Annotated in this window: 19 protein-coding genes and 1 pseudogene; 9 read left to right on the forward strand and 11 right to left on the reverse strand. The window is 73.6% G+C overall.

All coding sequences use genetic code 11. From position 1 onward, the window contains the following. Nucleotides 1–36: 36 nt before the first annotated feature. Nucleotides 37–531, reverse strand: coding sequence for an ATP-binding protein (locus ACFZAU_RS08940; protein WP_499604988.1), 495 nt, complete (start codon nucleotides 529–531; stop codon nucleotides 37–39). A gap of 84 nt (nucleotides 532–615) precedes the next feature. Next, nucleotides 616–957, reverse strand: coding sequence for an anti-sigma factor antagonist BldG (gene bldG, locus ACFZAU_RS08945; RefSeq protein ID WP_018562186.1), 342 nt, complete (start codon nucleotides 955–957; stop codon nucleotides 616–618). 135 nt (nucleotides 958–1092) lie between these two features. Between bldG and ACFZAU_RS08950 the strand changes: the two genes are divergently transcribed. Continuing rightward, on the forward strand, nucleotides 1093–3495 hold the full coding sequence (locus ACFZAU_RS08950) for a DEAD/DEAH box helicase (RefSeq protein ID WP_500551626.1): 2403 nt from the start codon (nucleotides 1093–1095) through the stop codon (nucleotides 3493–3495). A 35-nt stretch (nucleotides 3496–3530) separates the two neighbouring features. Here the strand turns inward: ACFZAU_RS08950 and ACFZAU_RS08955 are convergent. The 7 genes and pseudogenes from ACFZAU_RS08955 to ssd all read right to left on the reverse strand — a co-directional run. Then, a pseudogene (locus tag ACFZAU_RS08955) lies at nucleotides 3531–3812 on the reverse strand (Rv3654c family TadE-like protein); the annotation flags it as partial. Next, nucleotides 3809–4168, reverse strand: a complete 360-nt coding sequence (locus tag ACFZAU_RS08960; RefSeq protein WP_500551627.1) for a TadE family type IV pilus minor pilin — start codon at nucleotides 4166–4168, stop codon at nucleotides 3809–3811. The pseudogene ACFZAU_RS08955 and the gene ACFZAU_RS08960, both read right to left, overlap by 4 nt. Further along, complete coding sequence (locus ACFZAU_RS08965; RefSeq protein WP_499604982.1) at nucleotides 4155–4352, reverse strand: DUF4244 domain-containing protein; 198 nt, start codon at nucleotides 4350–4352, stop codon at nucleotides 4155–4157. Before ACFZAU_RS08965 ends, ACFZAU_RS08960 begins: the two co-directional genes overlap by 14 nt. A gap of 11 nt (nucleotides 4353–4363) precedes the next feature. Then, nucleotides 4364–5140, reverse strand: a complete 777-nt coding sequence (locus tag ACFZAU_RS08970; protein ID WP_500551628.1) for a type II secretion system F family protein — start codon at nucleotides 5138–5140, stop codon at nucleotides 4364–4366. Continuing rightward, entirely contained in the window at nucleotides 5137–5991 is an 855-nt protein-coding gene (locus ACFZAU_RS08975) for a type II secretion system F family protein (protein WP_500552069.1), read from the reverse strand. Before ACFZAU_RS08975 ends, ACFZAU_RS08970 begins: the two co-directional genes overlap by 4 nt. A 50-nt stretch (nucleotides 5992–6041) precedes the next feature. Further along, on the reverse strand, nucleotides 6042–7196 hold the full coding sequence (locus ACFZAU_RS08980; RefSeq protein WP_500551629.1) for a TadA family conjugal transfer-associated ATPase: 1155 nt from the start codon (nucleotides 7194–7196) through the stop codon (nucleotides 6042–6044). Further along, entirely contained in the window at nucleotides 7193–8302 is a 1110-nt protein-coding gene (gene ssd / locus ACFZAU_RS08985) for a septum site-determining protein Ssd (RefSeq protein ID WP_500551630.1), read from the reverse strand. Before ssd ends, ACFZAU_RS08980 begins: the two co-directional genes overlap by 4 nt. Before the next feature lie 541 nt (nucleotides 8303–8843). Here ssd and ACFZAU_RS08990 point away from each other — a divergent pair. Continuing rightward, complete coding sequence (locus ACFZAU_RS08990) at nucleotides 8844–9674, forward strand: HAD family hydrolase (RefSeq protein ID WP_499604974.1); 831 nt, start codon at nucleotides 8844–8846, stop codon at nucleotides 9672–9674. A gap of 396 nt (nucleotides 9675–10070) precedes the next feature. On the opposite strand, the gene ACFZAU_RS08995 is transcribed toward ACFZAU_RS08990, so the two are convergent. Then, nucleotides 10071–10901, reverse strand: a complete 831-nt coding sequence (locus ACFZAU_RS08995; protein ID WP_500551631.1) for a Fic family protein — start codon at nucleotides 10899–10901, stop codon at nucleotides 10071–10073. 214 nt (nucleotides 10902–11115) lie between these two features. On the opposite strand from ACFZAU_RS08995, the gene ACFZAU_RS09000 reads away from it, so the two are divergent. The 7 genes from ACFZAU_RS09000 to ACFZAU_RS09030 all read left to right on the forward strand — a co-directional run bounded on the left by ACFZAU_RS09000 (nucleotide 11116) and on the right by ACFZAU_RS09030 (nucleotide 20158). Then, nucleotides 11116–12096 carry an ATP-binding protein gene (locus tag ACFZAU_RS09000; RefSeq protein ID WP_500551632.1) on the forward strand — a complete coding sequence of 327 codons (981 nt, stop codon included), beginning with the start codon at nucleotides 11116–11118 and terminating at the stop codon, nucleotides 12094–12096. Nucleotides 12097–12293: 197 nt separating this feature from the next. Beyond that, entirely contained in the window at nucleotides 12294–14588 is a 2295-nt protein-coding gene (locus ACFZAU_RS09005; protein ID WP_500551633.1) for a SulP family inorganic anion transporter, read from the forward strand. A gap of 202 nt (nucleotides 14589–14790) precedes the next feature. Continuing rightward, the gene (gene acs, locus ACFZAU_RS09010; protein WP_499604967.1) at nucleotides 14791–16752 is read left to right on the forward strand and encodes an acetate--CoA ligase; all 1962 of its coding nucleotides are present in this window, start codon (nucleotides 14791–14793) and stop codon (nucleotides 16750–16752) included. Nucleotides 16753–16976: 224 nt separating this feature from the next. Next, nucleotides 16977–18416, forward strand: a complete 1440-nt coding sequence (gene nhaA / locus ACFZAU_RS09015; RefSeq protein WP_500551634.1) for a Na+/H+ antiporter NhaA — start codon at nucleotides 16977–16979, stop codon at nucleotides 18414–18416. A 52-nt stretch (nucleotides 18417–18468) separates the two neighbouring features. After that, entirely contained in the window at nucleotides 18469–18951 is a 483-nt protein-coding gene (locus ACFZAU_RS09020) for a phage holin family protein (protein WP_500551635.1), read from the forward strand. Between the two features lie 12 nt (nucleotides 18952–18963). Further along, the gene (locus ACFZAU_RS09025) at nucleotides 18964–19884 is read left to right on the forward strand and encodes an alpha/beta fold hydrolase (protein WP_500460617.1); all 921 of its coding nucleotides are present in this window, start codon (nucleotides 18964–18966) and stop codon (nucleotides 19882–19884) included. Nucleotides 19885–19978: 94 nt separating this feature from the next. Next, nucleotides 19979–20158: a hypothetical protein gene (locus ACFZAU_RS09030; protein ID WP_499604960.1), complete on the forward strand. Its 180-nt coding sequence runs from the start codon at nucleotides 19979–19981 to the stop codon at nucleotides 20156–20158. Nucleotides 20159–20241: 83 nt separating this feature from the next. On the opposite strand, the gene ACFZAU_RS09035 is transcribed toward ACFZAU_RS09030, so the two are convergent. After that, entirely contained in the window at nucleotides 20242–21444 is a 1203-nt protein-coding gene (locus tag ACFZAU_RS09035) for a MarP family serine protease (RefSeq protein WP_499604958.1), read from the reverse strand. Nucleotides 21445–21448: the final 4 nt, after the last annotated feature.

Here is a 21448-nt window from a genome sequence, read left to right on the forward strand (position 1 = left end):
GCTGCTCGGCGGGAGCGCGTGAGGGGGGCGGGGCGGCTAGGAGAGCGCGGCCGGGTTCAGCGGCCAGCTCATCCGGATGACATCGCCGTACTCTCCCGAGAAGACCTCGACGTCGTCGACGAGGCCACTGATGACCGCCAGACCCATCTGGCCCTCGTCCTCCGCCTCGGAGGAGTCGGACGAGGACGACGAGCCGTCGGGAAGCGGCTCGGGGTGTTCGGCGGGGCTGTCGCCGCGCGCCGAGGGCACACTGGCGGCGTCCGCGGGGCGGTCGTCCGCCTCGGGGGACTTGTCGCCGACCTCGATGGAGAACTTCTTCTCCTCCTCGGTCAGCACCACCCGGACCGGGCGGTCCGCACCGCTGCTGCGGTACAGGCCGACGGCCCGGCTGCACGCCTCACCGACGGCGAGCCGGACCTCGTCGAGGACGGCCTCGTCCACCCCTGCCCTGCGGGCCACCGCAGCCGCCACCAGTCGTGCGGTGCGGACGTGCTCCGGCAGTGCGCTGAAGAGCAGTTCTACGGTGGGCATGGCCTCCCCCTCGTGCCTGTGGGCGGGCAACACAGGGGCCCGGGCGTCGGCGTCGCCCGGAGCCCCGCGGTCCGGCGCCGAACGTCAATCGGTCGCCGCGACGGCCTCGTCGACCGAGGTGTGGATGGGGAACACCTTGGTCAGGCCGGTGATACGGAAAATCTTGAGAATGCGCTCCTGGTTGCACACCAGGCGCAGCGAGCCTTCATGCGCGCGAACCCGCTTGAGCCCGCCGACCAGCACGCCCAGTCCGGTCGAGTCCAGGAAGTCCACGCCTTCCATGTCCACGACCAGGTGGTAGCTACCGTCGTTCACGAGTTCCACCAGCTGCTCGCGCAGCTTGGGTGCGGTGTACACATCAATCTCGCCGCCGACCTCGACGACCGTACGGTCGCCGACGGTTCGAGTCGACAGGGACAGGTCCACGGATCCTCCAGCACCTTGCATCGAGCGGTCGCCCCCCATGGATCGGCAGCCGCGATGGCATTCAATCACTTACCAGCGGGCATGCACGACGCCTTACGGCGATTGTCCGTCATGCCAGTGACACACTGAGTGCCGATGGCTCAGGATCATCTTCCGCAGTCGGCGCACGGCCGCACCTCCCCCGTCGCCCTCCTGGAGCGGCTTGCCACGGGGGCGGGCAGGGCCGCGCGCATCACCCATACGGAGCACTTGCCCCCACGGGCGGGTCGCCATGCCGATTGGCCTGATCAGATCCGCCCGGAGGTGATCGACGCGGTCCGCGCGTGCGGCATCGAACGGCCGTGGGAACACCAGGCCGAAGTGGCCGCCCACGCCCTCGCCGGCACCTCCGCGGTGGTCGCCACGGGGACGGCCTCCGGCAAGTCCCTGGCGTACCTCGTGCCGGTCCTCAGCGCCCTCGTGGACGGTTCCGAGGCGCCGAACGGCCGGGGCGCCACCGCGCTCTACCTCGCGCCCACCAAGGCCCTGGCGGCCGACCAGCGGCGTGCCGTGGCCGAGCTCGCCGCCCCGCTGGGCAAGGCGGTCCGCGCGGCCGTCTACGACGGCGACACGCCGTTCGAGGAGCGCGAGTGGGTCCGCCAGTACGCCACGTACGTGCTCACCAACCCCGACATGCTCCATCTGGGTGTCCTGCCGGGCCATTCGCGGTGGTCCTCCTTCCTCCGGCAGCTCCGCTACGTCGTGATCGACGAGTGCCACACCTACCGGGGCGTCTTCGGCTCCCACGTCGCCCAGGTCATACGCAGGCTGCGGCGTGTCTGCGCCCGCTACGGCGCCGATCCCGTCTTCCTCCTCGCCTCCGCGACCGCCGCCGACCCGGGCGCGACCGCGACCCGGCTGACCGGCGTGCCCGTCGCCGAGGTCACCGAGGACGCCTCCCCCCGCGGCGAGGTCGCCTTCGCCCTGTGGGAGCCCCCGCTCACCGAGCTCAGCGGGGAGCACGGCGCCCCGGTGCGCCGCACGGCCACCGCCGAGGCCGCCGACCTGCTGACGGACCTGGTGCTCGACGGCACCCGCACGGTGGCCTTCGTGCGCTCCCGGCGGGCCGCCGAGCTGATCTCCCTCATCGCGCAGGAACGCCTCGGCGAGATCGACCGCCGGCTGACCCGCCGGGTCGCGGCCTACCGCGGCGGCTACCTGCCCCAGGAGCGCCGGGCGATCGAGCGCGACCTGCACACCGGGCGGCTCCTCGGACTGGCCTCCACAACGGCCCTGGAGCTGGGTGTGGACGTCTCCGGGCTCGACGCCGTCCTCCTGGCCGGGTACCCGGGCACGAGGGCCTCCCTGTGGCAGCAGGCGGGTCGCGCGGGGCGGTCGGGTCAGGGGGCGCTGGCGGTGCTCATCGCCCGCGACGACCCGCTGGACACGTACCTCGTGCACCACCCGGACGCCCTCTTCCGCCGTCCGGTGGAGTCCACGGTGCTGGACCCCGACAACCCGTACGTCCTCGCGCCGCACCTGTGCGCCGCCGCGGCCGAGCTGCCGCTGGGCGAGGAGGACCTCGAGCTCTTCGGACCGGAGACCGCGATGCTGCTGCCCCAGCTGGAGCGCCGCGGGCTGCTGAGGCGGCGTTCCGGCGGCTGGTACTGGACGCGGCGCGAGCGGGCGGCCGACCTCACCGACATCCGCGGCGAGGGGGGCAAGCCCGTCCAGGTGGTCGAGGCCGGGACGGGGCGCCTGCTCGGCACCGTCGACGCGGGCGCCGCGCACACCGCCGTCCACGAGGGCGCGGTCCACCTGCACCAGGGCCGCACCTACCTCGTCCGGCACCTGGACCTGGAGGACTCCGTCGCGCTCGTGGAGCAGGCCGACCCGCCGTATTCGACGATGGCCCGCGACACCACGGCGATCTCCGTGCTCGATGAGGACCTGGTGGAGGAGTGGGGCGAGGCCCGCCTCCACTTCGGCTCCGTCGAGGTCACCCATCAGGTCGTCTCCTTCCTCCGCCGCCGACTGATCACCAACGAGGTGATGGGCGAGACCAAGCTGGACCTGCCACCCCGCACCCTGCGCACCCGCGCCGTGTGGTGGACGGTCACCGACGATCAGCTCGACGCCGCGCAGATCCACCCCGAGGAGCTGCCCGGCGCCCTCCACGCCGCCGAGCACGCCTCCATCGGCCTCCTCCCGCTCTTCGCCACCTGCGACCGCTGGGACATCGGCGGCGTCTCCGTGCCGCTCCACCAGGACACCGGGCTGCCGACCGTCTTCGTGTACGACGGCCATCCCGGTGGCGCGGGCTTCGCGGAACGGGCCTTCCGGACCGCCCGGAGCTGGCTCACCGCCACCCGCGAGGCGATCGCCTCCTGCGAGTGCGAATTCGGCTGTCCGTCCTGTGTGCAGTCGCCCAAGTGCGGCAACGGCAACGACCCGCTGGACAAGCAGGCCGCGGTCCGTCTGCTCGACGTGCTCCTCGCGACGGAGGGCCCTTCGGAGCCCGGACCTTCGTCGGCGCCCGCCCCCGATCCGGAGTCCTGAGGCCCCGCCCGGGAGCGGACCCGGGCGGGCCCGACCGCGGCCGTGACGTCGGCGACCTCACCGGTGACCGCGCAGCGCACCAGCCGGGCCCGCTGGGCCGCGGCCACCCGCCCGGCCACGGCGCAGGCCTCGGCGCTGCCCCGCAGGGCGTGGTCGGCGGCGGCCAGCGCCGCGAGGTCCGCGGCGGCCCCGGCGCGGTGACGTGCGGCGACGGCGGCGCCGAACGCCAGCACGGTGCAGGCGGCCAGCGCCAGCAGCGCCCCCAGGAGGGCCGTCCAGACCGTCGCGGAGCCCCGGTCGCCCCTTCGCCGGCTCACGGCCCCTCCCCCGACCCCTTCGCCGGCCCCTCCGCGGCGGCGACCGCCTCGCCGCGGAGGGTCAGGGACAGGGAACGGGCCTCCACCGTGACCCGGACCAGGTCGCCGCCCCGGTGGACCGAGACGGCGGCCCCGGCGGGCGCCGCTGTGCGCGCCGCGCTCAGCACCGCGGCGTCGGGCTCCTCGCGGGCCGCCGCGCGGGCTCCGGCCCGCGCGGCGTCGACGCAGCGGATCTGCGCGGCCGCCGCGGCGATCCCCCACAGCAGGAGCGCCGTGAGGAACACCAGCGACGGGATGACCACCGCGGCCTCGGCCGTGACGTAGCCCGCGTCACGGCGGCGTTCAGAACGCCACATCGAGGGCCCGCTTGATGAGCCCGGAGAGCGCGGAGCTGACCGCGCCCGAGGTGACGACCTTGTAGAGCACGGCCGCGAAACCGCAGGCCGCCAGCGTGCCCACGGCGTACTCGGCCGTGGTCATCCCGCGCTCGCCGGTGCGGCACCGGCGGCTCAGTTTCCTCAGACAACGCATGACTCGCATGGGATCCCCCTTCAGTTGGTCGTGCCGGCGAGGATCGCCCCCGCCAGCCCCATCACCACCGGCGCGACCCCCACGAGGAGGAAGGCCGGCAGGAAGCACAGCCCCAGCGGGGCGGTGATCAGCACTCCGGCGCGGCGCGCGCGTGCCGCCCCGAAACGGGCGTGTTCGGCCCGGCACCCGGCGGCGAGACGCGCGATCTCCTCGACCGGCGGCACTCCCGTCGTGGTCGCGCGTTCCAGGCACCGGGCGAGCTCCCGGCAGCCGAGCCGGTCCAGCCGGCCCCAGCACTGCGCGGGGTCGCCGCCCAGCCGGAGTTCGGCGGCGGCGCGGGTGAGCGCCTCCCCGAGCGGCCCGCCGAGGGACGGCCCGACGGCCTCCGCGGCCTCGCGGGGCCCTGCCCCGGCGGCGACGCAGGCGGCCATCAGATCCGCGGCCAGCGGCAGTTGGTGCGCGGCACGGGTCTGGTCCCCGGGCTGCGTGGGCCGGGGCCGCCGCTGCCGGCGGCGCATCGCCCACGCGGCGCCGAGCCCGGCCGCCGCGCCGGGGACACCGCCGATCAGGGCGAACACGCCCAGGGCGACCCCGGCGACCGGCGTCCAGGTGCGGACGGAGGCCGCGCCCGGCCATCGGCGGAGCCGCCAGGGCGGTGGCGCCGCCCTCATGAGCAGCCGGAGCCTGCGCCGCGCGGCGCGCTCCCTCCGTGCGGCGGCGAGGGCAGCAGCCGCACAGACGGCGGCGGCCACGGACGCCACGACAATCCCCAGCCTGTGGACGGCCTCGCCGTTCATGACCCGCCCTCCGCACCGCGGACGATGCGGGCGGTCCAGGCGAGCCCCGCCCATTCCAGGAGCCCGCCGGCGGCCAGGCAGCCGAGCCCGGCGGGTGTGCGCAGCAAGGTACCGAGCGGATCCGCGCCCAGCCCGGTGCCCAGGACCAGCCCGAAGGCGGGCAGCAGGGCCAGCAGCGCCACGGTGGAACGGGGCGCCGCCAACTGGGCCCGCAGGTCCTCGCGCTGGTCGCGTTCGGCGCGCAGGGCGGCCGCGATCCGGTCCAGGCCGTCCGCGAGTCCCGCGCCGCCGTCCACGGCCACCTGCCAGCACGCGGCCACACCGGAGAGCCCCTCGGCGCCCGCCGGCCGGGCGGCCGCCCGCAATGCCGCCGACACGTCACCGCCGAAACGGGCGGCGGCCAGCAGCGGCAGCGCGGCGTCCGACAGTCCGGGGTGCTCCGCCCAGCCCTCACGGCCGAGCGCACCGGCCAGCGCGGCGGGCGGGGCCAGTCCGGCCCGCAGATCGCCGGCGACCGCAGCGCACAACGCGCCCACCGCCACGGCCCGCCGTTCCGCCTCGGCACGCCGTTCCCGCCCGCGCAGCCACCGCCCGGCGAGCGGCACGGCGGCCGCTCCGAGCAGGACCGGAAGCAGCGATCCGGCGGCCAGGGCCACGACCAACCCGCCCGGAAGGAACAGCACTTCGCGGCCGAGTCGCCAGCCGAACCGCACCCGGAACGGCTCCAGCAGCCCGTTGAGGCGGCTTTCGAGGCCTCCGGGCCCCAGGAGTGCACCAGGCGCCCCACGGGCCCCTGAGGCGCCACTCAGCAACGTCCGTGCCCTGCGCAGGACTTCGTCCCGTGCGCACATCGCCCACGCGGCGGCGCCCGCGCACAGAGCGGCGAGGACCACGACGGCGTTCACGGCCGCCCCCTCTCGCAGAGCGCGGCCAACCGGTCCCACCCGGGGCCGCGTTCACCGCCGCACAGGGCCGGGACCGTGCCGACGATCCCGTCGGGGCCGCGCTCCAGGACGTGGATCTCGGCGACCCGGCGCCGGCCCGAGCGGTCCCGCACCAGATGCACCACCACCGACAGGGCGGCGGCCAACTGGCTGTGCAGTGCGGCCCGGTCCAGGCCCGCCACGGCGCCCAGCGCCTCCAGGCGGGCGGGCACATCAGCCGCGGCATTGGCGTGGACCGTGCCGCAGCCGCCCTCGTGGCCCGTGTTGAGCGCTCCCAGGAGGTCGAGGACCTCCGGCCCCCTCACCTCGCCGACCACCAGCCGGTCCGGACGCATGCGCAGCGCCTGCCGCACGAGGTCCCGCAGGGTGACCAGGCCGGCGCCCTCCTGGTTGGCGGGCCGGGTCTCCAGCCGGACGACGTGCGGATGGCGCGGCCGCAGCTCGGCGGAGTCCTCGGCGAGGACGATGCGCTCGCCCGGCGGGACGAGGCCGAGCAGGCAGCTCAGCAACGTCGTCTTGCCGGAGCCCGTGCCGCCGGAGACCAGGTACGACAGGCGGGCGTCCAGCACGGCCCGCAGGAGGGCGGCCGTGCCGCCGTCCATGCTGCCCGCGGCCACCAGTTCGTCCAGGGTGAAGGCACGGGTGCGGACCACCCGCAGGGAAAGGCACGGAGCGCCGACCACCACCGGTGGCAGCACCGCGTGCAGCCGGGTGCCGTCCGGGAGCCGGGCGTCCACCCAGGGCCGGGCGTCGTCCAGCCGGCGGCCGGCCGCGGAGGCCAGCCGCTGGGCGAGCCTGCGCACGGCCGACGCGTCCGCGAACCGCACCTCGGTGCGCTCCAGCCCGGCGCCCCGGTCGGCCCACACCTCGTCGGGCCCGTTCACCAGCACATCGGTGACCTCCGGTTCGGCGAGCAGGCCCTCCAGGGGCCCGGTGCCGACCATCTCCGAGCGCAGCGCGGCCACCACGTCGAGCACCTCGGTGTCGCCGAGCAGCCGGCCCTGGGCCCGCAGCGCGGCGGCCACGCCGGCCGGGGTGGGCTCGTCGCCGGAGGCGGCCAGCCGCAGACGTACGGCGTCGAGCAGGGCGGGGGTCATGGCGTCGGCGCTCATGCGGCCACGCTCCCGCCGCCGGACAGCGCCGCCGTGAGGAACGCCGAGCAGAACCCGGACAACGGGCCCCGGCCGCTGCCGCCCGGCGCCTCGCCGCCGTCCAGGGCGGCGGGCAGGCCCGGCTCGGGCGGCAGCTCGCCGGCGAGCGGGAGCCCGACCAGCTCGGCGAGCGCCTCGTCGGTGAGCCCCGAGCCGAAGGGGCCCCGGGCGACGACCCGCAGATCCCGCAGCACCATGGCCATCCGGGACGCGACCCGGCCGGCGGCCGCGACCGCGCGCAGTTCGGCGGGGACGACCAGCAGGCCCACGTCGATCTGGGCGAGCGCCTCGGCCACCGCCTCGTCCATCCGGCGCGGCAGGTCGACGACCACCACCCCGCCGCGCCGCCGGGCGGCGCCCATCACCGACCGCATGGCCTGCGGCGGGATGACGACGGTGTCGCCGCGGTCCCAGCTGAGGACGCTCAGGGCGTGCGTCCGGGGCAGCGACTCCTCCAGCGCCCCGCTGCTGACCCGGCCCCGGGACTCGGCGAGGTCGGGCCAGCGCAGTCCGCCCACCCGTTCGGCCCCGAGCAGCACATCCAGCCCGCCGCCGAGCGGATCCGCGTCGACGAGCATCGTGCGGCGCCCGGAGCGGGCGGCCGTGACGGCCATCGCGCAGGCCAGGGTGCTGGCCCCCGCGCCGCCTCGGCCGCCGACGACCCCGATCGTCAGGGCCGGCTCGCCGGCGCCCTCCGCGACGTCGGCGATGCGGTCGGCCAGCCATGTCTCGGCGTCGGGCAGGAAGGCGACGTGCTCGGCGCCGACGTCCACGGCGCGGCGCCACACGTCGGGATCGTCCAGATCCCGGCCGACGAGGAGCACGCCCCGGCGGCGGCGCGCCGTACCCGGCACGCGGCGGGTGTCCGCGGCCCCGACCAGCACCAGCGGCGCGGCCTCCCAGCTGCCCGGCGCCGGCGGGACCCCGAAGGCGACCTCCGGTTCCGCGCCCGCCGCGGCGCACAGCCGCAGCAGGTCGTCCAGGAGGGCCCCGTCCTCGGTGACGATGAGCGGGCCGCCGCCCTGATCGTCCTTTCCGCGCGGCCGTCCCGGTGCCCGCGCGGACACCCGCCCTTCACGCGTTCCATTTGTTTCACCGTTGAATGATTCGGCGACCACGACGCCCCCTCGCTCGTTCCGGCCCGTGCCGTCGGTATCCGGCACATGCACCGGACACATCTCCGGCGCGGCATTTGCCGCCAGAGTCTCGCGAGTCGCCGAAACTTGATGATCTTGGTGGGAATCAGTGGATAACCAGGCCGTTGTGGATATCTCCGCCACCCGCACGAGTGGCTTCCACCGCACAGCACAACGAATGTGATCCGTCACTCAACGTAGTCGCGCGGGAAAGAGAACCGGCCCCCCGCGGAAACCGCGGGGGGCCGTTCACATGCCGGGCGCGTTCGGACTCAAGGCCTGAAAATGCCCCCGGACATGCGACGACCCCCGCCGGGGGGGAGAGCGGGGGTCGTCCCCACGGTCCGACTCGGGGGGGGAGGAGCCAGACCGGGTTAGCACGGTCGCGAACGATCCGTGACTTCCATGGTGTACCCGAAGGCCTTCTCAGGCAAACCCACGCGCAGGAGCTTACGCCGAATGGTGGGTCCCTATGCTCGTCCTCGTGGAAAACCACCTGTCGCCGCGCACCGCCGCGTTCTTCGATCTCGACAAGACGGTGATCGCCAAGTCGAGCACCTTGGCGTTCAGCCGGCCGTTCTACCAAGGCGGCCTCATCAACCGGCGCACCGTGCTGCGGACCGCGTACGCCCAGTTCGTCTATCTGCTCGGCGGCGCGGACCACGACCAGATGGAGGGGATGCGAAAGTACCTCTCCGACATGTGCCGCGGCTGGAACGTGCAGCAGGTGCGGGAGATCGTGGCCGAGACCCTCCACGACCTCATCGACCCGATCATCTACGACGAGGCCGCCTCTCTCATCGAGGAGCACCACCTGGCCGGCCGCGACGTCGTCATCGTCAGCGCCTCGGGTGCGGAGGTCGTGGAGCCCATCGGCGAGATGCTCGGCGCGGACCACGTCATCGCCACCCGGATGGCCGTCGAGGACGGCTGCTACACCGGCCGGATCGAGCACTACGTCTACGGCCCCGCCAAGGCCCGGGCCATCACCGAGCTCGCGGAGGCCGAGGGCTACGACCTCAAGCGCTCCTTCGCCTACAGCGACTCGGTGACCGACGTCCCGATGCTCGAGTCCGTCGGTCACCCGTACGCGGTCAACCCCGACCGCGGGCTGCGCAGGGAGGCGGCGTCACGCGAATGGCCGACGCTCACCTTCAGCCGGCCGGTCCGGCTGCACCAGCGGGTGCCCGCGCTCACGATGCCCTCGGGGCCGGTCCTGGCGCTGGCCGCGGTCGGCGCCGCCGCCGCCACGGCGGGCCTGGTCTGGTACGCGGCGCGGCGGCGCAGGCTCGTCCTGTCCTGATGTGAACCCGATTGCACCTTTCGAGGAGAAGGCACCAACCTGGCCCGGTATGCAAAGAACCGCGGCGAGGGGTTCCGGTTCTCCCGAAGGTGCAGTACAAAGGTCTTACGGCCCGCGAGACCACGGACTTCCGCGAGGAACCCCGTCGAATCAGGCCCCACGGACCGAGCATGACAGCTGGGAACCCACGCGACGCAGACCCGCTGACCGGGCCGGCCGCACCAGGTGACGGGCAAAGTTCCCGACCTGATGGGCGAACATCGTGCACGCCTGGTAACCCGACGGTCATGCCAGCGGCGGCACCCGCGAGGTGCCGCCGCATCTTTGTGTTCAGGCACCCCGCGCCGCCGTGCCCACGGATCCCGCGGAGCCTGCGGGCGGCGCCCGCCCGGCGTCCTAGGCGGCGCCGCGCTGCAGGGCCTCGCAGACCGCCACGCTCTCCCGTACGCCCAGGCCCACGGCCTGCCCACAGTGCGTGATCCAGGCCGCCATGCCCTGGGGGGTGCCGGAGGCGTAGCCCCGCAGCGCCTTCAGGTGGTCCGCGCGCCCGAGTTCGGCGTGGCCGACCTCCGCCGGACAGATGGACTTGGGGTCCAGACCGCTCCCGACGAGGACGACGCGCTGCGCGGCACGCGCCACGAGACCGTTGTACGAGCCGAACGGCCGCAGGCACAGCAGTTCGCCGTGCACGACCGCGGCGACGACCAGCGCCGGCGCCTCACTGCCCGACAGCAGCAGGCCGGCGAGCCCGTCGAGCCGCGCGACGACCTCCGCCGGTTCGGGCAGCGGGAATTCGGCGACGTCCAGGAGCGGCTCCTCGACCTTCTCGCCCGCCTGCCGCGGGCGGCCGACCGTCTCGTCCGGCGAGATGCCGCCGGCCGCGACCAGGTGCAGCCGGGCCAGCGCCTGCAGCGGCGACTGCCGCCAGACGGAGAGCAACTGGCCGGACTCGGCGGTGAGCCGCAGCGCGGCGCCCACCGCGCGCGACTCCTCGTCGGAGGAGAAGTCGCTGCGCCTGCGCACCTCTTCCAGCGCCCAGTCGGCCCCGGCGAGCGCCGCGGAGCCGCGGGCGCCGCGCAGCGCCGCCTCCGAGGACACCTCTTCGGAGCGGCGGCGCATCACCCGGTGCCCGTAGACCCGGTCCACGGCCTTTCGTACGGAGTCCACCGACTCGGTGACACCGGGGAGCGAACCGAGGACGGCGAGCGGATCAGCTGTCGTACCCATACCCACGACCCTACGCACCCCCGCCGGGGCGCCGGTGGGCGAGTGGGCATCGTCACGCGCACCGCGCGCGCCCGCGCGGCCTGGCCGGGGCCCCCGCCCGGAGGTCCGAAAACGGGCCCGCAGGCGTGCCCCGAGCCACCCCGATGTCCACCGACGGGTGAACTCCCGCGCCGGAGGCCGCGGGAGGGCGGCGCCGTCACTACGCTTAACGAACATGAAGATCGCTTTCGTCGGAAAGGGCGGCAGCGGCAAGACCACGCTGTCCTCCCTCTTCATCCGTCACCTGGCAGCCGCCCACGTCCCCGTCGTGGCCGTCGACGCCGACATCAACCAGCACCTCGGCCCGGCGCTCGGCCTCGACGAGGAGGAGGCCGCCGCCCTCCCGGCGATGGGCGCCCACCTCCCGCAGATCAAGGAGTACCTGCGCGGCGTCAACCCGCGGATCGCCTCCGCGGAGACGATGATCAAGACCACCCCGCCCGGCGAGGGCTCCCGCCTGCTGCGGATCACCGGGGACAACCCGGTCTACGCCGCCTGCGCCCGGCCCGTCGCGCTCGACGTCGGCGAGGCGCGGCTGATGGTCACCGGTCCCTTCCAGGAGTCCGACCTGGGCGTGGCCTGCTACCACTCCAAGGTCGGGGCGGTGGAGCTGTTCCTCAACCACCTGGTCGACGGCCGCGGGGAGTACGTCGTCGTCGACATGACGGCCGGCAGCGACTCCTTCGCCTCCGGCATGTTCACCCGCTTCGACATGACGTTCCTGGTCGCCGAACCGACCCGGAAGGGAGTGGCGGTCTACCGCCAGTACAAGGAGTACGCCCGGGACTTCGGGGTCGCCCTGCACGTCGTCGGCAACAAGGTGCAGGGCCCGGACGACGTGGACTTCCTGCACGCGCACGTCGGTGACGACCTGCTGGTCACCGTCGCGCACTCGGACTGGGTCCGCGCCATGGAGAAGGGCCGGCCGCCGCGGTTCGGGGAGCTGGAGGAGCCCAACCGCGCGGCGCTGCGGTCGATGCGCGACGCCGTGGACGCCTCGTACGAGCGGCGGGACTGGGAGCGCTACACCCGCCAGATGGTCCACTTCCACCTCAAGAACGCGGAGAGCTGGGGCAACGCGCGGACCGGCGCGGACCTCGCCTCGCAGGTCGACCCCGGCTTCGTCCTGGGCGAACGGTTCACCCTCACCGGGTAATCGTTCGCCCGTTCGGGCGAATCCCGATCCACGGGCCCTTTGTCTGCATTACTCTCCATTTACCGACTCTTGAGAGTAATCAAGCAATCACATTCCGTTACTTTCAAGGTTGACAGCACCCGCCGCAACAGCCGTGACCACGACCGCGTACGCGCACCAGCCGGACGCAGCCGCGCCGCCCCGGAGGAGACGGGAACATGCACACCACGCCAGAACCGCAGACGCAGCAGTCGCAGACCCCACCGCAGGATCTGCCCCCACCGCCCGCGGCCGAGGAAGGGAACACCGCCGTCTGGCGGCACGACCTCTCGGCCTCGATCACCGTCTTCCTGATCGCCGTCCCGCTGTCCCTGGGCATCGCCCTGGCCACCGGCGCCCCGCTGCAGTCGGGGCTGATCGCCGCCGCCGTCGGCGGCATCGTCGTGGGCCTGATGGGCGGCGCGCCGCTCCAGGTCAGCGGCGCCGCCACCAGCCTGGTGGTGGTCACCGCCGAGCTCGTCCACCGCTACGGCTGGCGCACCACCTGCGCCATCACCGTGCTGGCCGGGCTCGCCCAACTCGCCCTGGGCACCCTGAGGGTGGCCAGGGCGGCGCTCGCCGTCAGCCCGGCGATCGTGCACGGCATGCTGGCGGGCATCGGCGCCGCCATCGCGCTCGCCCAGCTCCATGTCGTGCTCGGCGCCAACCCCGACAGCTCGGCGCTCGCCAATCTGGCCGCCCTGCCCCAGCAGTTGTCGTCCCCGCACCCCGGCGCGCTGCTGATCGCGGCGGTCACGGTGGTCGTACTGGTCGGCTGGCCGCGCCTTCCCGGACGGGCCGGCAGGGCGCTGCGCACGGTCCCGGCGCCGCTCGCCGCCATCGCCGCTGCGACCGCCGTCGGCGTCCCCATCGTGGTGCCGCGGGTCGACCTGCCCGCCTGGCACGCGGTGGCGCTGCCCGGGCTGCCGCACGGACCGGTGCTCGGCATCGCGGCCGCCGTCCTGACCGTCACCCTCGTCGCGAGCATGGAGTCGCTGCTGTCGGCGGTCGCGATCGACAAGCTGCGCTCCGGGCGCGGTGCGCCCGGGGACGCCGTCCCGGCCCGCCTGAACAAGGAGTTGCTCGGGCAGGGCACGTCCAACGTGCTCTCCGGCCTGCTCGGCGGGCTGCCGGTGGCCGGCGGCGCGATCCGCGGCTCGGCCAACGTGGCCGCGGGCGCGCGGACGCGCCGGGCCACGGTGCTGCACGGGGTGTGGGTGCTGCTGTGCGCCGGGCTGCTGGCGGGGCTGCTGGAGCACATCCCGCTCGCCGCCCTCGCCGCCCTGGTGATGGTGGTCGGGATGAAGATGGTGAGCTTCGCGCACATCAAACACGTGCAGCGACACCGGGAGTTCCCGGTCTATGCGGCGACGCTCGGCGCGGTGCTGCTGCTCGGCGTGCTGGAGGGGGTGATGACCGGCATCACGGTGGCCGTCTTCCTCTCCCTGCGTCGGCTGACGCACACCCGGATCACGGTGAACGAGGAGTCCGGCGTCCACCAGGTGCACGTACGCGGTCAGTTGACCTTCCTCGCGGTGCCCCGGCTGACCCGGGCGCTGGCGGAGGTGCCGGACGACGCCAGCGCCGTCATCACCCTGGACGGCTCCTTCATGGACCACGCCGCCTACGAGTCGCTGCAGCACTGGTGCGACGGCCACCGGGCACGCGGCGGCTGGGCAACCCTCACGGGCCGGTCGGGCACACCGATCGCGGTCCCCTCCAGCGCGCACGCCTGCCGCCCCTGGACGCCGTGGCGCAACCACCACTGCACCAAGCCGGGCACGGAGGCGGGGGCCGCCGGGCAGCTGGTGGGCGGGCTCAGCGCCTTCCAGCGCAACACCGCGCCCCTGGTCAGGGACGAACTGGCGCGGCTCGCCCGCGAGGGGCAGCGGCCCACCCAGCTCTTCCTCACCTGCGCCGACTCCCGCCTGGTCACGAGCATGATCACCTCCAGCGGGCCCGGTGACCTGTTCACCGTGCGCAACGTGGGCAACCTGATGCCGCCGCCCGGCGCCGACGCCTCCTGCGACTCGGTGGGCGCCGCGATCGAGTACGCGGTGGAGGTGCTGAAGGTCGGCAGCATCACGGTGTGCGGGCACTCCGGGTGCGGCGCGATGCAGGCGCTGCTCAGCGGGGCGGGCCACGAGCCGGGGGCGCAGACCCCGCTGGCCCGCTGGCTGCGCCACGGCCGCCCGAGCCTCGCCCGGCTGGAGCGGATCGGCCGGCTCGGCCGCGGAGAGGTCGCCCTCGCCGACCGCCCGGTGGCCGACGAGCTCGAACGGCTCTGCCTGGTCAACGTGGTGCAGCAGCTCGACCACCTGATGGCCCACGCCTGCGTCGCCCGCAGGGTGGCCGAGGGATCGTTGCAGCTGCACGGGATGTACTTCCACGTCGCCGAGGCCCAGGCCTACGTCCTCGGCGCCGGGAGCGGCACGTTCGCCGCCGTACGGCCGGAAGTGCTCGACACGGTCTGACCGGGCCGCCCGCAGCGGCGGCTCACCCGACCGGCCCACCCTCCCGGCCCGCCGCGCACCCGCCGGCGGGCCGGACCCGTACGGGGGCGCCATAGCGCGACAGGTCTAAACCAATATTTGCGGCGAACCCTTGTCATTCCGCCCCTCCGGCTGGTGAGCTATGGCGTGGGACACAAGAGGACACCCTGCGAAGGAGCACGGCGTGAGCAACGAGAGCCTGGCCAACCTTTTGAAGGAGGAGCGCCGGTTCGCTCCGCCCGCCGAGCTGGCGGCCGGTGCCAATGTGACCGCGGAGGCCTACCAGCAGGCCGGTGACGACCGACTGGGCTTCTGGGCGGCGCAGGCCCGCCGGCTGAACTGGGCGAAGGAGCCGACCGAGACCCTCGACTGGTCCAACCCGCCGTTCGCGAAGTGGTTCGCCGACGGCACCCTGAACGTCGCTTACAACTGCGTCGACCGGCACGTCGAGGCCGGCCACGGCGACCGTGTGGCGATCCACTTCGAGGGCGAGCCCGGTGACGGCCGGGCCATCACCTACGCCGAGCTCAAGGACGAGGTGAGCCGCGCGGCGAACGCCCTGACCGAGCTGGGCGTCACGGCCGGCGACCGGGTCGCCGTCTACATGCCCATGATCCCCGAGACCGTCGTGGCGATGCTGGCCTGCGCCCGCGTCGGCGCCGCGCACTCGGTGGTCTTCGGCGGCTTCTCCGCCGACGCGCTGGCCGCGCGCATCGCCGACGCCGACGCCAAGCTGGTCATCACCGCGGACGGCGGCTACCGCCGCGGCAAGCCGTCCGCCCTGAAGCCTGCCGTGGACGACGCGGTCGGCCGCTCCGCCGGCGTGGAGAAGGTGCTGGTCGTCCGGCGCACCGGCCAGGAGGTCGCGTGGACCGAGGGCCGGGACGTGTGGTGGCACGAGATCGTCGAGCGGCAGTCCGCGGAGCACGCCCCGGAGGCCTTCGAGGCGGAGCACCCGCTCTTCATCCTCTACACCTCCGGCACCACCGGTAAGCCCAAGGGCATCCTGCACACCTCGGGCGGCTACCTGACGCAGACCGCCTACACCCACAACGCCGTCTTCGACCTGAAGCCGGAGACCGACGTCTACTGGTGCACCGCCGACGTCGGCTGGGTCACCGGCCACTCGTACATCGTGTACGGCCCGCTGGCCAACGGCGCCACCCAGGTGCTGTACGAGGGCACCCCCGACACCCCGCACCAGGGCCGCTTCTGGGAGATCGTCCAGAAGTACGGGGTCACGATCCTCTACACCGCCCCCACGGCGATCCGCACCTTCATGAAGTGGGGCGACGACATCCCCGCCAAGTTCGACCTGTCCTCGCTGCGCGTCCTGGGCAGCGTCGGCGAGCCGATCAACCCCGAGGCGTGGATCTGGTACCGCGAGCACATCGGCGGCAGCCGCTGCCCGATCGTGGACACCTGGTGGCAGACCGAGACCGGCGCCATGATGATCTCCCCGCTGCCCGGCGTGACGGAGACCAAGCCCGGCTCCGCGCAGCGCCCGCTGCCCGGCATCTCCGCCACCGTCGTGGACGACGAGGCCAACGAGGTGCCCAACGGCTCCGGCGGGTACCTCGTCCTCACCGAGCCGTGGCCGTCGATGCTCCGCACCATCTGGGGCGACGACCAGCGCTACCTGGACACCTACTGGTCCCGCTTCGAGGGCCGCTACTTCGCCGGCGACGGCGCCAAGAAGGACGAGGACGGCGACATCTGGCTGCTGGGCCGGGTGGACGACGTCATGCTCGTCTCGGGCCACAACATCTCCACCACCGAGGTCGAGTCGGCCCTCGTCTCGCACCCGAAGGTCGCCGAGGCGGCCGTGGTCGGCGCCACCGACGCCACCACCGGCCAGGCCATCGTCGCCTTCGTGATCCTGCGCGGCACCGCCGCGGCCGAGGACGGCGAGGAGCTGATCGCCGAGCTGCGCGACCACGTCGCCAAGACGCTCGGCCCGATCGCCAAGCCGAAGCGGATCCTCACGGTGGCCGAGCTGCCGAAGACCCGCTCCGGCAAGATCATGCGGCGTCTGCTGCGCGACGTCGCCGAGAACCGGGAGCTGGGGGACGTCACCACCCTGACCGACTCCACGGTCATGGACCTCATCCAGACCAAGCTCCCGACCGCCGCGAGCGAGGACTGACGGCGGCCCCCGCCACCGCACCGAAGAGGCCCCCACGGGGGCCTCTTCGCCGTTTCACGGCGGTGCGGGACGCCCCTGCGGACGCCCCTGCGGTGCCCGGCGATCGTCCGTAATGTGAAGAACGCCGGAGGCTCCGGCGCCGAGCCGGTAAACTGCTGAACGCGTAAGGAACGCGACAGTGCATCGGGGTGTGCCGGGAAGTCTGGTCGGCAAGGTGATCAGCCATGCCGAACCCGACCGGAGGTCCACCCCCCGTGATCGCGACCAACCGCCGCCGTTCCGTCTTCCTGGGCCGGATGCCCCTCCCGGAACGGAACTTCGTCGCCGACGCGCTGCGGACGGAGACGGTGGGCGGCATGCTGCTGCTGGTGGCCGCCGTCGCGGCGCTGGTCTGGGCGAACAGCCCGCTGGGCGACGCCTACCGGTCCACCGTCGCCTTCACCTTCGGGCCCTCCTCGCTCCATCTGGACCTGTCGGTGGGGCACTGGGGCGCGGACGGACTGCTGACGGTCTTCTTCTTCGTCGCGGGCATCGAGCTCAAACGGGAACTGGCGGTAGGTGAGCTGCGCCGTCCCTCGGCGGCGGCGCTCCCCGTCATCGCCGCAGTCTGCGGCATGGCCGTGCCGGCGGTCGTGTACACGGTGGTCAACACCGTCGGCGGGGGTTCCCTGCAGGGCTGGGCGGTGCCGACGGCGACCGACATCGCGTTCGCCCTGGCGGTGCTGGCCGTACTCGGCACGGCGTTGCCTTCCGCACTGCGCGCGTTCCTGCTGACCCTGGCGGTCGTCGACGACCTCTTCGCGATCCTGATCATCGCGGTCTTCTTCACCTCGGGCATCAATTTCGCCGCGCTCGCGTCGGCCGTCGCCGGGCTCGTCCTGTTCCGGCTGCTGCTCCGCAAGGAGGTGCGCGGGTGGTACGTGTACGTGCCGCTCGCACTGGTCAACTGGGCGCTCATGCACGCCAGCGGCGTGCACGCCACCATCGCGGGCGTCGCGATGGGCCTGATGCTGCGCTGCCACCGGCGGGAGGGCGAGGAGCGGTCTCCCGGAGAGCGGATCGAGCACCTCGTACGGCCGCTCTCGGCGGGACTCGCGGTGCCGCTGTTCGCGCTCTTCTCCGCGGGGGTGCCGATCGCCGGCAGCGCGGTCGCCGAGGTGTTCCACCGTCCCGAGACGCTGGGCGTGGTGCTGGGGCTGGTCGTCGGCAAGGCGGTCGGGGTCTTCGGCGGCACCTGGCTGGCGGCACGCTTCACCCGGGCGGAGCTCAACCCCGACCTGGCCTGGCCCGACGTCCTGGCCGTCGCCACGCTCGCGGGGATCGGCTTCACGGTCTCCCTGCTCATCGGCGAGCTGGCCTTCGAGGGCGACCAGGTGCTGACCGAGGAGGTCAAGGCGGCCGTCCTGATCGGCTCGTTCACCTCCGCGGTCCTCGCCGCGGTGCTGCTCAAGCTCCGCAACGACCGGTACCGGCGGATGTGCGAGGACGAGGAGCGCGACGAGGACCGGGACGGCGTCCCGGACGTCTACGAGTGGGCGAACCCCGAGTTCCACCTGCGCATGGCGGCGATCCACGAGGCGAAGGCGGCCGAGCACCGCAGGCTCGCGGAAGTGGCGCGCTCCGGGGGCAGCGACGAGGATGAGTCGGGCATGATCGGGGGGTAACCCGTTTGCCCCGGATGACGACTGACGCACCATGACGACGACGGAGGACCCGATGAGCCGAGCGGACGAGCCCGTGAACGTGGGGGTGACCGTGAGCCCCAACGGAAGCCGCAGCCTCGGTCAGCTCTTCGCCTCGGCGACGGCGGACCTGTCCGAGCTGGTCCACGAGGAGATCGCCCTCGCCAAGGCGGAGCTGAGGCAGGACGTCAAGCGCGCCGGCATCGGCGGCGGAGCGGTGGGAGCGGCCGGCATCCTGGCGCTCTTCTCGCTGCCGGTGCTCAGCTTCGCGGCGGCGTACGGCATCCACAACCTGGGGCTGGGCCTCGCCTGGTCGTTCCTCGTCGTCGGCGGTGCCTACCTGGTGCTGGCGGGCCTGCTGGGCCTGATGGCTCGCTCGAAGTTCAAGAAGATCAAGAAGCCGGAGCGCAGCATCGCCTCGGCGAAGGAGACCGCGGCGGTGCTGCAGGGGGTCAAGCCGCACCCGCGCAGCGCCTCCTCCAACGGATCGGGGGCCACGGTGGAGGCCAAGGTGTGACACGCTCGGGGCATGACGGTCGCTGAGAGTTCCCCGGTGCGCGTCGACGGACCCTGGACCCACCGGGACGTCGCCGCGAACGGTGCCCGCTTCCACATCGCCGAGCTCGGCGACGGCCCCCTGGTGCTGCTGCTGCACGGCTTCCCCCAGTTCTGGTGGACCTGGCGGCACCAGCTGACCGCGCTGGCCGAGGCGGGCTTCCGTGCCGTCGCCATGGACCTGCGCGGGGTGGGCGGCAGCGACCGCACGCCCCGCGGCTACGACCCGGCCAACCTGGCGCTCGACGTCACCGGCGTGATCCGCTCGCTCGGGGAACCGGACGCCGCGCTGGTCGGGCACGACCTCGGCGGCTACCTGGCCTGGACGGCGGCCGCGATGCGGCCCAAGCTCGTCCGGCGGCTCGCGGTGTGCTCCATGCCGCATCCGCGGCGCTGGCGCTCGGCGATGCTGACGGACCTGCGGCACAGCGCGGCCGGCGGCTATGTGTGGGGGTTCCAGCGCCCGTTCATCCCGGAGCGGCAACTCGTCGCGGACGACGCGGCGCTGGTGGGACGGCTATTGCGGGACTGGTCGGGGCCCCGGCTGCCCGAGGACGAGACGGTGGACGCCTACCGCAGGGCGATGCTCATCCCCTCGACGGCGCACTGCTCGATCGAGCCGTACCGCTGGATGGTGCGCTCGCTGGCCCGGGTGGACGGCTTCCAGTTCAACCGTCGCATGAAGCGTCCGGTGCGCGTGCCCACGCTGCACCTGCACGGTTCGCTCGACCCGGCGATGCGGGCCCGGCACGCCGCGGGCAGCGGCGAGTACGTGGAGGCGCCGTACCGCTGGCGGCTCTTCGACGGGCTGGGGCACTTCCCCCACGAGGAGGACCCGGCGGCGTTCTCCGCCGAACTGGTCAACTGGCTGAAGGACCCCGAACCGGACCGTTGATCCAGTATGACCATCAGCCAAATGCCGGGCGCATAGGCCAACTGATGGAGCGGCAGGCGGTTACCGACCATGGAGCCCGGGCAGACAGCTCGGTATGGGCTGGACGCACGACTACCGTGACGTGTCACGCGACCGCCGCGCCAACAGGGCGCGGGTCACCACCGGGACGCAGGCCCCGGACCACGGGTCCGGAGGCTCCCGACTCGGCATTCCCCACATCCTCAGGCGCCGCGCCCGCTGGGTGGGCGCCCGGCTGAGGCATACCCGCGACTGACCGCGCGCAGCCGACCGCACACGGCTGCACACGGCTGTCCGCACACGGCCGACCGGCACCGGCCGGCCGTTTCCCCGCAGGACCTACAGAGCGCAGCCCTCGGTGTCGACCTGCCGGCTCGCCGTACGCCCGGCCCGGACGTCCGGCTGGACCTCGTCCGCCGTCAGGGCGTAGCCGGTGTCCGCGTCGTCGAGGGACTTGGCGAACACCACGCCGTACACCTTCCCCTCGGGGGTGAGCAGCGGTCCGCCGGAGTTGCCCTGGCGGACCAGCGTGTACAGCGAGTAGACGTCGCGCTCGACGGTGCCCCGGTGGTAGATGTCCGGGCCCGAGGCCGGGATGCGCCCGCGCACCCGGGCGGCACGCACGTCGAAGCCGCCGTTCTCCGGGAAGCCGGCGACGATGGCGTCGTCGCGCGAGTCGGCGTCGGTGCCGCTGAAGGACAACGCGGGCGCGTCCAGGGACGGTACGTCGATGACCGCGATGTCGCGCTGCCAGTCGTAGAGCACGACCTTGCCGTCGTACACCCGGCCCTCGCCGCCGATCTGCACGGTCGGGTTGTCCACGCCGCCGACGACGTGGGCGTTGGTCATCACCCGGTGCGGGGCGAACACGAAGCCGGTGCCCTCGAGCACCTTGCCGCAGCTCGGTGCCGTGCCGACGACCTTGACGATGCTGCGCCGCGCGCGGCCGACGACCGCGCTGTCGGCGAGCGCCGGGTCGGGGGCGGGGACGGCGGTGATGGGCTCGTTGCCGAACGGCGAGAAGACCTGGGGCAGTCCGTTCTGCGCGAGCACCGAACTGAAGTCGGCGAACCAGTTGTCGGCCTCGCGCGGCACGATCTGCGCCACCCCCAGCAGCACCCGGGAGGAGCGCACCTCACGGCCGAGGCTGGGCAGCGTGGTCGTGGTGGCGAGCGCGGAGCCGATGAGCCAGGCGACCAGCAGCATCGCCAGGACGTTCACCAGGGCGCCGCCGACGGCGTCGATGGCCCGGGCCGGTGACCAGCTGATGTGCGTACGGACCTTGTTGCCGAGGTGCGTGGTGAAGGCCTGGCCGACCGAGGCGCACACGATGATCAGGACCACCGCGGCGACCACCGCCACCGTGCCGGGCTGGGCGCTGCCGGTGACCGCGTTCCAGATCGCGGGCAGCACGTAGACCGCGACCAGACCCCCGCCGAGGAACCCGACCACCGACATCACGCCGACGATGAATCCCTGGCGGTAGCCCACGATCGCGAACCACACGGCGGCCAACAGCAGCACGATGTCCAGCACATTCACCTGG

The sequence above is a fragment of the Streptomyces sp. NPDC008238 genome, from assembly GCF_042956445.1.
In the GTDB taxonomy this organism is placed as follows: domain Bacteria; phylum Actinomycetota; class Actinomycetes; order Streptomycetales; family Streptomycetaceae; genus Actinacidiphila.